Source organism: Treponema berlinense (assembly GCF_052273165.1).
In the GTDB taxonomy this organism is placed as follows: Bacteria; Spirochaetota; Spirochaetia; order Treponematales; family Treponemataceae; genus Treponema_D; species Treponema_D berlinense_A.
Map to the genome: position 1 here is coordinate 17,208 of NZ_DAVZIU010000023.1, position 12,263 is coordinate 29,470.

Sequence of the window (12,263 nt, forward strand, 5' to 3'; positions counted from 1 at the left end):
ATTTCCTTTAGAGTAGTCTGTTTATTCTATTTTTGCTATACTTTTTTATCATGAATAAAGATAAATTAAAAGTTTTGTCCCTTGCAGTTGTTTTTTCGTCTGCGATTTTCTCAGTTTTGTGTTTTTCGGTGTCTTTGGACGTTTCTTTGACGGCTTTTCCTCTTGCATTGATTTTTACAGGCGTTCTTTTTTGGGCTGGGTATAGCCAGCTTTTTGGAAAAAAGGATTTGCGTTTTATGAGCGTTTTCCGTACACTTTTGCAATATGAACCTTATGTTCTCTTAATTGCCTTTGTTTTGCGTCGGGCAGGAAATTATGGAACTTTTTATCTTATCGACTTAATTGAAGTTATTTTTTGGTGTGTTACAAGTATTTTATCTTTGTGGATTCTTCATTATCTTAATCCAAAAAAAATTGCCAAAATTGACGAAAACTGGAAGAAATTTATAAACGAGAATTCGATTGGAACAAAAAAAGGAATCAAGAGAATTATTTTTGAATGTTTAAGTTGGGTTGATGCTCTTGTTCAGGCAGTTTTTATGGTTTTGCTTTTGAACATTTTTATCGTCCAGCTTTATGAAATTCCTTCAGAGTCGATGGTTCCAGAATTTTTGATAAGGGATCGTGTTGTTGTTTTTAAAACTGCGAGCGGTCCAAAATTCCCACTTTCGGAAGTTGGTCTTCCTTATGTAAAAAAATATAAGCGCGGCGACATTGTGGTTTTTAGAAATCCTCACTATTCAAACGACAGAAAAAGTGAAGTACGGACATTTTTGAGCCAGATTGTATACATGTGCACTTTGACGACGCTAAATCTAAACGTTGATGAAGGCGGCAATCCAAAAGCAGATCCTCTTGTAAAAAGAATTGCTGGGGTTCCCGGAGAGCAGCTTATGATGCAGGACGGAATTCTTTATTCGCGGACAAAGGCAAGCGATGAATGGAAGGTTGTTGAACAAGATGCAAAATATGCAGAATGGAATTTAAATACCGTAAAAAATTCAATCAAGCGCGGACTTACAAGGGAAAGTTATGTTGTAGGTCAGGAAGAATACGGTTCTATGATTGAATGTGAAAAGCAGCGCAACGCTTTTGATGTAAAACTTTTTAAAATAGAAGCAAAGTCGATTTCTAAGAGTTTTGAAAAAATATTTGCCGCTTATTCTTCAGAAAAGCAGGATAACAATCTGGAAGTTCTTTTTACAGACAAGTATCTTTTTGAAAATTCTCTTTTTGCGCAGCATTATTTTTATGCTCAGGCACTTCTTTCCAATAAAGACGGAGCAAAAAGTTTTGAGCGCTTTATGACTGCCTGGACGGAAAATGCAGATTTTAATTTTAACGGAGATCTTTATTTAGAAGCGAATTTTAAGCTTAACCTTATGATAAAAAAAGTTGCCGGAAAACTGTTCTTGAGAGATGCCGAACTTATTGCAGCAGGCAAAAACATAGAGCAGGTTAAGTCTGACTCTCAAATTCAGGAACTCTTAAAAACGGCGACAATGCTAAACTCTTATGCATTTTTGATGGATAGACGCAATATGCCTGTTTTTCCGGCAAACGACAAAGACGGCAATCCTCAATATATTCCGCAAAATTGCTATTTTATGATGGGCGACAACCGCTTTAATTCGCTTGATATGCGCCATTCTTATGACAATTGGCTTGCACCTCTTACAAGCTTAGATCCGCTTTCTGTAACTTATTACTCGGATATTTCTCCGCAGTATGTGAACCGCTCTAAAATTCTTGGAACCACAAGTTACAGGTTCTGGCCATTGAATAGACGCGGAATTCCAGGCCATACAGGAAAATAAAACGGCTTAGGGGCAGTAAGGGCGCGCGGAGCGCGTAAAAAAAGTCCATAGATGGTGGTTAAAACCACAAGCTATGGACTTTTTTTATGGAGTGCTTAGCACGTAACCCTGAATGACCCGGCCTGTCGTGCAAGCACGGCAGGAAAGCCCCAAATTTTTATAGAAGTTTTTAGCGTCCGTGGCACTGTTTGTATTTTTTTCCGCTTCCACAAGGACAAGGATCGTTTCTTCCGACTTTTGGAATTGTGCGGCGGACTGTAACGCTCTGACCTTGACGGCCATTTGCCATTACTCTGCTTGCTGCCTGTCTGCTCTGATGCGCATTTACACCGTCTGCTGCCTGGCCCATACTCTGCGCTTGCTGGTGTTGAGCGTTCATCTGAATGTTGCGCTGTGCTGGTTGTGGCGCAGGATTTATCTGGATGCGCACTTTGAATACCCGACCTGCAATTGTAAGGCGGATGCTTTCGAGCATGTCTTCAAATGCGTTAAAACCGTCGATTTTGTATTCTGTGAGCGGATTTTTTGATGAGTAAGAGCGAAGGTGAACTGCTTCTCTTAAACCGTCCAGAAATTCGAGCTGGTCGAGCCATTTTTTGTCGATCAACTGCAAATACTGGTAACGTATGAACATATTGAACTGTTCGTGTCCAACGAGAGACTCTTTTTCTGTCAGATCATTCTGGAGAAGTGCCATAACTTTTTCTTTTGAAACATCTTCTGATGGAATCTGAATTCCGAAGTTTTCGCGGATTTGTGTCAAAAGTTCAGTGAGACCGTTTTTGCGGTTGTGTGAGTATTCTTCAAACCACTGGTCAAGATAGTCTTGAGCCGTGAGCATGATGCGTTCTGAGAGTTTTTCATCCGAAAGAATTCCGTCGCGCTGTTCGTAGATATATTCACGCTGGTCGTTTAAAACATCGTCGTAGTCGATAAGGTTTTTACGGATTTCAAAGTTGCGCTCTTCTACTTTTTTCTGTGCGTTTTCGATTCCTTTTGTAAGCCATGGATGATAAATCGGTTCTCCTGGTTCCATGCCGATTCTTGTCATGATGTGCTTCATTCTCTCACCGCCAAACAGGCGCATTAAATCGTCGTCCATCGAAATGAAGAATTTTGAGCGTCCAGGGTCCCCCTGACGTCCAGAGCGTCCGCGCAACTGGTTGTCGATGCGGCGGGATTCGTGGCGTTCTGAACCGATTACGTAAAGACCGCCGAGAGATTTGACTTCTTCGTAATCTTTTTGCCATTTTTCTTTTTCTGCGATAACTGCTTCTTTTAGCTGTTCTGGAGAAGCGCTGGTTCCAACTCGTTTTAGTGCGCGAGATTCGTAGCTTCCGCCGAGTTTAATATCAGTACCGCGTCCTGCCATGTTTGTTGCTACAGTAACGGCGCCTTTTGCACCTGCTTCTGCAATTATTAGGGCTTCGCGCGCGTGGTTTTTTGCATTCAAAACTTCGTGTCTAATACCTGCGCGGGTAAGGAGGGCGGACAGATGTTCTGATTTTTCAACCGAAACTGTGCCGACAAGAATAGGCTGGCCTTTTTCGTGGGCAGCTTTAATTTCTTTAACGATAGCATTCCATTTGTCTTCTTCGTTGAGATAAACTTCGTCCTGCTCGTCAATGCGGGCAACTGGAAGGTTTGTTGGAATTGCAACAACGTCGAGTTTGTAAATTTTTGAAAACTCAACAGCTTCTGTCTGAGCAGTACCTGTCATACCAGAGAGCTTGTCGTACATGCGGAAGAAATTCTGGAAGGTGACCGTTGCCATAGTGCGGTTGCGCTGGGCGATTTTTACATGCTCTTTTGCCTCGATTGCCTGATGCAAACCGTCAGAATATCGTCTTCCTTCGAGAATACGACCTGTAAATTCGTCTACAATCTGAACCTGACCGTCTTTTACAACATAGTCAACGTCGTTCTGGTAGAGAAGGTGTGCACGAAGCGCCTGTGTAAAGTAGTGTAAAAATTCAAAGTTCTGTTCGTCCTGGAGTTTTGTTCCTGACTGAATCAAATTGTGCTGATGAAGAATTTTTTCGATATGATCCATGCCCTTGTCTGTAAAGGAAACTCTTTTTGATTTTTCATCAATTTTGTAGTCGCCTTCCATTGCGGCACGTTCTTCTGGTGTCATCTGAACTTCGTCTGGATAGTCGTCCGTTGCAGGATCTTTTGCAACTTCGGTAAATTCGCCGACATATTTATCAACTTCGTAATATTTGTAAGTGTCGTCTTCTCCAGCGCCAGAAATAATAAGAGGAGTTCTGGCTTCATCAATAAGAATGGAGTCGATTTCGTCTACGATACAATAATTGAATCCGCGTTGAACTTTTTGTTTAAGCTCAACTTGCATGTTGTCGCGCAAGTAGTCAAAACCGAATTCGTTGTTTGTTCCGTAAGTAATGTCGCAGGCATAAGCTTCACGACGGGCGGCATTGTCCATATTAGAAAGAATTGCGCCGACGGTACAACCGAGATAGGCAAAAACCGGGCGCATTGTGTTTGCGTCGCGTTCTGCAAGGTAATCGTTTACAGTAACGACATGCACGCCTTTTCCAGAAAGCGCATTCAAATACGAAGGAGCAACGGCAACAAGAGTTTTACCTTCACCAGTCTTCATTTCTGTAATGCGACCCAGGTGCAGGTTGATAGAACCCATAACCTGAACGTCATAAGCGCGTTCACCTCTTACACGGAAAGCAGCTTCGCGACAAAGGGCAAAGGCTTCTGGAAGAATATCATCAAGCGATTCACCTTTTGCAAGGCGTTCCTTAAAAATCTGTGTCTGTTTTGGAAAGTCTTCTGCAGTCAGAGATTTTGCCCATTCTTCTTTTGCATTGACCTGTTCAACGATTGGTCTTAACTTTTTTACATCACGGTCATTCTGAGAACCGAAAATTGCAGTGAAAATTTTGTCTAACATAATGTTTATAGTATAATAAAAATACTGCTTAAAGAATAGAAAAAAAACGCAAAAAATTGACCAATGCCGATTTTTTTAACGAAATGGACGGCATTTTGCGTTCTAACCGGCCTTGCGCAGTTCCGCTTTTGCTCCATTGGCTATGCCAACGCTGCGCGCTGCTCCAGTCCGGCGTAAGTTTTGCCGTGTCAGATACATTGACGGTCTTTGTTCAATTTTATATTCTTTTTTTACAATGCAAAGAAAAATTTCAAAAATATGTTTTTTTACTTTCCTGGCTTTTAGTTTTTTAAGCGCAGTCTCGTGTGCCCGCTCAAATTTTGTAGCTTCGATTAACGAAAAAGACCTTTTTACAATAAATTACGGCAGTTTTGAAGACGAATTAAATCTCTTTAACTTAAGTACATCTGGTTCAATAAACACGTTTATGACTATGCACGACGGTTTTTTTTATGTTGCAAACGGCGAGTCAAAAAAAATCCTCGAACTTAATTCCTATGGCGAACTTTTAACTCTTTATTACAACAGCGAATACACAAAAACTCCTTCTTTTGCAGACAAGACTTCTGTAAATTCAACTAAAAAAGCGATTGAATATCCTTTTAACACACTTGGGCCTCTTGCAGTAGATTCCAACAAATGCCTTTACGCAGTTGACACTCTTCCTGCGGAGCGTCAGGAAAACGATATAGAAAACAGGCTTCTGTTAAACTACATTGTCCTGCGTTTTAACAGCGACGGAACATTTATTGATTATCTTGGACAGCAGGGACCTGGCGGAACTCCGTTTCCGTTTATAAAAAATATCTATGCCACAAAAAACAACGAACTTGTTGTTGTATGCGAATCGAACGAAGGTCCTCTTGTCTACTGGTTTAATTCATCTGGCTTTTTGCTTTATTCGGTTCCGTTTAACGAAAAACTTGTTCCAAAACTTAAGGACTTAAACGATTCTGAAAATATAAATTTTATTTCGATTGAAAATGTAATTCCAGACAGCGTTTCCCGAAAACTCTACGTTCAAGTAAATTATTTTCAAAACTATCTCGATCCGGATACAAAAGTACAGTCTGGAGTCGATTTTGAGAAAACAATGCTTTATCCTCTCAACGTAGAAACTGGACTTTACGAAGAAGGACTGGATATTCCTCCTCACGAAGAATCTGTTTCGGAAAATCTGAGCAAAGAAGTTTTTTCTATTCCTTTTGACTTTTTGGGCGTTACAGACGGCGGATGGTTTTTCTTTTCTGTTCCGACAGAAAAAGGCTATTTGATTCAGATGGTGCAGCCGAGCGGACAGAAAATTTTAAAACGCTCGCTTCCAGTTGAGCACAGCGAAATCCTGTATTATTCGCTTGGACTTAGCGGAAACGGAATTATAAGCGCTCTTTACATAAAAAAAGAAAAGGCCGAAATCGTCTGGTGGCGCACAGATTCTCTTGTTTCTTCTTTTATGAACTAGAAAGAATAAAAACGCGGTTTTGGAAAAATTATGGATTTTAGCAAAAAAAAAGAAGTCAGGGGCGAAAGCGAAGAAGACAAAATTGTCTTTTATTATAATCGCGAAGAAAGGCTAAAAAAAGCTCCTCAAGAAGTGCAGAACCTTTACGACGGAACTTTTAAGGTTTTTAAGCCAGGACTTTTTAAGGCTCTTGTTTCGACAAAAACAAACAGGCTTGTCTTTATGGCTCTCATAATCTGCTTTTTGCTCGTAGTTTTTCTTGGATTTTTTAACAGGCAAAACGAAAATATTTTGGGCGGAGTTCCTCTTGAGCTTACAGCCTTTTCCTTTGAAGAAACTGTCTATGTGAGCGTAAAGTTTGAAGATCCGTCAAAAAAATACAAAATTGAAAATCCGCTGAATTTTGATGTGAATATTGAATTTCTGGATGCGCAAAAAAATGTTGTTGAAAAGCGCGCGGAACTGAATATTTATAACGGAAATGAAAATTTTTTACGGACAACTTTTCATGATTATGATATATTTTATATAACTGTAGAAGTTTTTCTCGATGGAAAATCCGTTAATTTAAAATGTCCAGTTGAAAAACGCTAAAATTTTACGGAGAAACTAGAAATTTGGGGAGTTAAAAATGTTACAGATTTATTTTCTTTCGATTTTATTGAATGTTGTTGCCGGTCTTATTCTTGTTTATGCCACCGACTTTACAGCAAAAAAAAGCGAAGCGGCAGAAGTCGCTGGGGCGGAAAATCTGGATTCTGAAGTTGAAAAAAATTCTGATGATTCGACAGACGGCGAAGGCGATTCTGTTTTTGACAAAAAACTTCAGTTTGCAATCAATTCAAAAGGTACTTTTTTTGACGATATGACTTTCCGCCTTGTAGTTGCAATTTTGTCCGGACTTACTGGAATTTTAAAGCTTCTTTCGACCGTTCAGAACGATGTTCCTGTAATTGGAGATTTGATTCCTGCTGTTGCTGGACTTGCGGCGTGTTTTGCGCTTTTAATTGAATTCTATATTCAGAAGTCAAATGTTGAATTAAAATTTCCAGCATTTTTAACGACTGTTTTTATAAGCGGAAGAAAATATCTTGGAATTTTCTGTATAATTGCTGGAGTTCTGCATTTTATCTTTCCACGTGTTCTTTTCCTGTAAAAAACTGAACTTATTGGAGCGAAATTAAAAAATGAATAAAAAATCGATTGCTTGCATTGCTTTTAACGAAAAAAAAGTTTTTATTGCACACAGAAATCCTGTCGGTCAGATGGGGGGACGCTGGGAATTTCCAGGCGGAAAGGTTGAAGACGGAGAAACGGACGAACAGTCGATAATCCGCGAATTTGAAGAAGAATTCGGTGTAAAGGTGACTGTCGATAAAAAAATTGCAGAAGCAACGTTTAAGCATAATGGCGACGATTTTTCTTTGCATGCGTATCTTATACATCTTCCGCACGATGGAATGACGGAAAAATTTACTTTGACAGAACACACCGAGTACCGCTGGGCTGAACTTGCAGAGATTCCAACGTTGAATTTTGTGGATTCTGACTTGCTTATTTATCCTCAGATTTGCAAATTTTTGGCAGACAGCCTTTAATCTTGAAAATTTGTCGGGTTTTATCGATGAAAAAAAAATTTCTTTTTTGCGCGTTTATTTTTGTTTCTGTAATTTTTATTTCCTGTTCAAAAAAAAATGAAAAAATCCAATTTGACAGTCTTGAGCCTATGGCGATTGAACCAGGAATTGAATGGCTTTTGGTAACCTCTCCTTATACAGCCTGCCATAAAGAAGCTGGCTATGAAAATCCTGTCGAAAGTTATTTGCGTCGTGGCGAAATCAGGGTTGTAGAGGGAAGTTCGACCGTAAAAATTGACGGTAATTACGAAAAATGGTTTTTTGTAAACGAAGGCTGGATTCCAGAAAACTGCGCAAGAATTTTTTCAAATAAATTGCGTGCACAAACTGCTAAAAACGAACTGCGCTAGAGTTTTGTGTGCAAGCACACCGCGAGATTTTGCTTACGCAAAACTCGAATTTGAATTGTTCGCTAAAAGCGAACCGCGCTAGGGTTTTGTGTGCAAGCACACCGCGAGATTTTGCTTACGCAAAACTCGGATTTGAATTGTTCGCTAAAAGCGAACCGCGCTAGAGAGTGGAGCGGTGAGCGGAGCGAAAACAAAGGCTTGCCTTTGGTCGGAGGCGAAAGCCGTAGCCGCGGAAGGCTCGGTCTGCCTTATGGCAGAAGCGCCCGTAAAATTATAAATAAAACTAAAATTTAGCAATACTTAAGAAAATTACTATTTATTAAATTATATAAAAGTGGTATTACAGAACTATGGATAGCAAAAAAGTTCTGGAAAAACTGCTTGACTCTTTTAAAAGATACTACGACTTGAATACTGAAAATCCTGTCAGCCCTTTTGTTGCGACTGCGGAATTTCATTCTCACACGGAGCAGTACATGCTCTTGAAAATCGCGCATCTTTCGGACATTTATACTCACGAATACGTTTATTTTGCACTTGAAAACGAATTGTCAGCTGAGCGTTTGGCGGAACTTGCGGAACTTGCCTGGAACGACGGTATTTCAAAGGTTAAGCCGATTGAAGGACACAAAACTTCTGACGTTACTTTGATTGTTCTTGCCGAAAAAACGTGTGGCGAAGTTTTTAAATCCTGCAAAAAAATTAAAAAGCACAAATCCTATAATTTTACTTTTCGGGGATGGAGTGATTTAAGATTGGCTGTAATGGATCTTTCTTGCGGAAGTTTTGCGGTGAATAGGCTTGCAGGGCATTTGAAGAAGGTCTTTAAGCAAATTATTTAGAATTTTCTAAAAGTTTTAGTTTTTAGAAGATTTTTTAATAAAAAATTGCCTTGATTTTGAACTGCTCAGTTTTGACGGTTTAACAGGGGATTTTAAGAAAAGTTTTTTTCCAATGGGAGGAAAAAATTATGACAGCTTTATTGATAATTATTGCTGCTCTTGTTTTGCTTTTTGCTGGATATGTTTTTTATGGCGCTTATTTGGCAAAACAGTGGGGAATTGATCCTAAAAAATCAACTCCGGCGAATTTTATGCCTGACGGCGTTGACTATGTTGAGACAAAGCCTGCCGTTTTGATGGGACACCATTTTTCTTCGATTGCCGGTGCCGGTCCGATTAATGGTCCGATCATGGCCGCAGTTTTTGGTTGGGTTCCTGTATTTTTGTGGTGCGTTATCGGCGGTATTTTCTTTGGCGGTTTGCAGGATTACGGTTCGCTCTTTGCTTCAATCCGCAACGAAGGAAAGTCTATTGGCGAAATTATCAGAACGTCGATGGGCAAATTTGCTAAAAAACTGTTCATTATTTTTTCGCTTCTCGTTTTGATTCTCGTAATTGCTTCGTTTGTAAATGTCGTAGCAAGCACTTTCTTTACTCCAGCCCTTACTGCTCAGCAGATTGCTGACGGAGTAAAAGAAGCTGGTCTTTTTGTTCTTAATCCTACGGAAAACCAGACGACTGCAATGATTTCTGTCTGCTTTATTATTCTTGCTGTAATCTATGGACTTGTTACAAACCGCTTTGGCGTAAAAACTCTTCCTGCAACAATCGGCGGAATTATTGCAATTGTTGGAATTATCGTTCTTGGGCTGAATGTTGGTCTTGGTGGCGGACGCGTAACTTGGATTGTAATTGTTGCCCTTTACATTGCCCTGGCTTCTCTTATTCCTGTTTGGATTATGCTGCAGCCTCGCGACTATCTTTCTTCATTCCTGCTTTATGCAATGATTCTTCTTGCTGTTGCTGGAATCGTAGTTTCTGCCTTTACTGGTGCGGCTCGTGGCGTTCATTTTGAACTTCCTGCTTTTACAGGCTGGACTCAGTCGATTGGACACATGTTCCCGGCTCTCTTTATTACAGTTGCCTGTGGCGCTTGCTCTGGTTTCCATTCTCTTATTGCTTCTGGAACAACTTCTAAACAGCTTAATGCTGAACAGAATGCAAGACCAATCGCTTACGGTTCTATGCTGATTGAATCCGCCCTTGGCGTAATTGCCTTGATTGCCCTTGGTATGGTTTCTGGAAAATTTATGCACGTAGAAAACGGAATATGGTCGTTTAAGGGTTCTCCTGCAACAGCTTTTGGAAACGGAATTGCAATTATGTTCGGAGATTCTTCGACACGGATTTATAGAATAATCAATGCGCTTTTGACTCTTTCTATTTCTGTATTTGCTCTTACAAGCCTTGATTCTGCAACTAGACTTTCGCGTTTTATGTTCTCAGAACTTTTCTTGAACGAAGATGAAAAAACATGGAAAGATGCAAAATCTCCAGTCCGCAAAATTCTTGCAAATCCGTTTTTTGGAACAACGATGATGGTTGTAATCGGTTCGATCCTTGGCGGACTTAAACTTTCTGCAATTTGGTCGCTGTTTGGTTCTGCAAACCAGCTTCTTGCAGGAATTGCGCTTCTTGCTGTAGCAGCTTGGCTTGGAAAAGTTGGCAAAAACAATAAGATGTTCTTTATCCCAATGGCATTTATGTTGTGTGCAACTTTGACACAGCTTGTTTTTACAGTTGTTGGAAAACTTTCTGCAATGGTAAGACACGCGCCGAACGCAATGCACTGGGGCAACTGGTTCCAACTTATATTTGCATTTGCAATGGCGGTTTTGGCAATCGTGCTTGTGGTTGAAGGTGTAAAAACTTTCGTAGTTCAGCACAAATCTAAAAAAGCCAATGCCTAGGCTATAAAAAATAGAATAAAAATCCCCGGCTCTCCTTAAAATGAAGTCTATTTCATAAAATAGGAAACTGGGGATTTTTTTATGGTAAGTCTGAAAAAAATGTTAGCATGAAATTGTCCAAAAAAGTGGGTTCAGTTCAACTTAAAGTATTTTTCTGTGTTATATTTTTTTCAACGGACATTTTTATTCCTATAAAATCTGATACATAAAAATGCAGTCAGTATCATATTTTGGTTTTATATGAGAATGAACATATTTCTCTTTTTCTGCAGAAAGTCTGGAAAATCCCATTTCCTCATAATATTCTAGCAGTTTATCTTCAGGCAGCGCAAAGATATGCAAAGATTTTGCACCAAGAAAAGTTTGAATAAATTTTGCAAGAGGTAAAATAAACTCTCTGAAAGTAGTTTTTCCTATTTCCGAAATTTCAAGATGTTGTTTTCGATAAGATGAATTTACAGCAAAATTTGAAAGTTCTATAGAAGGCACTGCATAAAACTGATTTTCAGAAATTTCAAGCGTAAAAAGACCTGATTTCAAAGTAAAGTAAGATGCAATTTCATGGGTTTCATTGTCTTTTACTAAATAAGTTCTTGCAAAATTCTCATCTTCTTCTGGCATTGCCATGAATTTCAAATATTCTTCCAAGCCTCGTCCAGTTTTTTGATGCACACTAAAATTTTTGATGGCTTTTTCGTTGTCTTCAGAGTCAAATAAATGCTGATAATAGAAAGTTTCTGTTTTTATAGGCAAATAGTTCATTTATTCTTTGCTGCTTTTATCTTACGTTCATCCGAGCGTTTTTTTTCGTAGGCTATCACGTCTTTATCTAGTTGAGTAAAATCAGGACGAGGTGTTGATAAAATTTCTTCAAGAACACGCTTTCCAGGAGTATTTGGAAAATCACGCCAAGAAACAGGTTTTCCATATGTCATTTTATCACCTCCATTAATTTTTTCTAGTATAGCATAAATTTTATCTTCCGTCAAAAAAACGAAGACAAGCATTTTCTGTCACAAAAAACGAGCCTTTTTATCTGAAAATAATTCAAATATTGTTTTTTGATCGATGTTTATTAGTTTTGACATTTTCTTATTCTCCTATTTTTCCTTTCCATTCTATCCTAAAAAAAAATCCCGCGCCGTTTAAGCCACAAGGCTTTTCAGCGCGGGATTCATCAAAATGTAAAAATTATCCCCTATAAAAGTTAATCAAGCATCCTGCCTGAATAATCTTTCGTTCGTCGTCGGTCATATCTCCTGTCGCAAGGTCGAACTCGGCGGTTGTGCCGTCGGCGCGGACTGCGTAGGCTTTTACGC

General features: G+C 39.3%; 11 protein-coding genes. 8 read left to right on the forward strand and 3 right to left on the reverse strand.

Annotated features, from left to right (window positions below):
- Positions 1-50 precede the first annotated feature (50 nt).
- On the forward strand, positions 51-1,817 hold the full coding sequence (gene lepB / locus ACT6XC_RS07860) for a signal peptidase I (RefSeq protein WP_443741396.1): 1,767 nt from the start codon (positions 51-53) through the stop codon (positions 1,815-1,817).
- A gap of 169 nt (positions 1,818-1,986) precedes the next feature.
- Here the strand turns inward: lepB and secA are convergent, their stop codons facing one another.
- On the reverse strand, positions 1,987-4,743 hold the full coding sequence (gene secA, locus ACT6XC_RS07865) for a preprotein translocase subunit SecA (protein ID WP_443741397.1): 2,757 nt from the start codon (positions 4,741-4,743) through the stop codon (positions 1,987-1,989).
- A 235-nt stretch (positions 4,744-4,978) separates the two neighbouring features.
- Here secA and ACT6XC_RS07870 point away from each other — a divergent pair, with 235 nt between their 5' ends.
- The 7 genes from ACT6XC_RS07870 to ACT6XC_RS07900 all read left to right on the forward strand — a co-directional run bounded on the left by ACT6XC_RS07870 (position 4,979) and on the right by ACT6XC_RS07900 (position 10,944).
- Positions 4,979-6,205, forward strand: coding sequence for an LIC_12708 family protein (locus ACT6XC_RS07870; RefSeq protein WP_443738529.1), 1,227 nt, complete (start codon positions 4,979-4,981; stop codon positions 6,203-6,205).
- A gap of 30 nt (positions 6,206-6,235) precedes the next feature.
- The gene (locus tag ACT6XC_RS07875; protein ID WP_443741398.1) at positions 6,236-6,799 is read left to right on the forward strand and encodes a hypothetical protein; all 564 of its coding nucleotides are present in this window, start codon (positions 6,236-6,238) and stop codon (positions 6,797-6,799) included.
- Positions 6,800-6,836: 37 nt separating this feature from the next.
- Complete coding sequence (locus ACT6XC_RS07880; protein WP_443741399.1) at positions 6,837-7,361, forward strand: hypothetical protein; 525 nt, start codon at positions 6,837-6,839, stop codon at positions 7,359-7,361.
- A 31-nt stretch (positions 7,362-7,392) separates the two neighbouring features.
- Positions 7,393-7,803 carry a (deoxy)nucleoside triphosphate pyrophosphohydrolase gene (locus ACT6XC_RS07885; protein ID WP_443741400.1) on the forward strand — a complete coding sequence of 137 codons (411 nt, stop codon included), beginning with the start codon at positions 7,393-7,395 and terminating at the stop codon, positions 7,801-7,803.
- Between the two features lie 26 nt (positions 7,804-7,829).
- On the forward strand, positions 7,830-8,192 hold the full coding sequence (locus tag ACT6XC_RS07890) for a hypothetical protein (protein ID WP_443738533.1): 363 nt from the start codon (positions 7,830-7,832) through the stop codon (positions 8,190-8,192).
- 350 nt (positions 8,193-8,542) lie between these two features.
- Positions 8,543-9,034 carry a hypothetical protein gene (locus ACT6XC_RS07895; RefSeq protein ID WP_443738534.1) on the forward strand — a complete coding sequence of 164 codons (492 nt, stop codon included), beginning with the start codon at positions 8,543-8,545 and terminating at the stop codon, positions 9,032-9,034.
- A gap of 128 nt (positions 9,035-9,162) precedes the next feature.
- Positions 9,163-10,944 carry a carbon starvation CstA family protein gene (locus tag ACT6XC_RS07900; RefSeq protein ID WP_443741401.1) on the forward strand — a complete coding sequence of 594 codons (1,782 nt, stop codon included), beginning with the start codon at positions 9,163-9,165 and terminating at the stop codon, positions 10,942-10,944.
- A gap of 189 nt (positions 10,945-11,133) precedes the next feature.
- On the opposite strand, the gene ACT6XC_RS07905 is transcribed toward ACT6XC_RS07900, so the two are convergent.
- Together ACT6XC_RS07905 and ACT6XC_RS07910 are read right to left on the reverse strand one after the other, a co-directional pair.
- Complete coding sequence (locus ACT6XC_RS07905; protein WP_443741402.1) at positions 11,134-11,706, reverse strand: hypothetical protein; 573 nt, start codon at positions 11,704-11,706, stop codon at positions 11,134-11,136.
- Positions 11,703-11,879 carry a hypothetical protein gene (locus ACT6XC_RS07910; RefSeq protein ID WP_443738537.1) on the reverse strand — a complete coding sequence of 59 codons (177 nt, stop codon included), beginning with the start codon at positions 11,877-11,879 and terminating at the stop codon, positions 11,703-11,705. The genes ACT6XC_RS07905 and ACT6XC_RS07910 overlap by 4 nt, the downstream gene beginning before the upstream one ends.
- Positions 11,880-12,263: the final 384 nt, after the last annotated feature.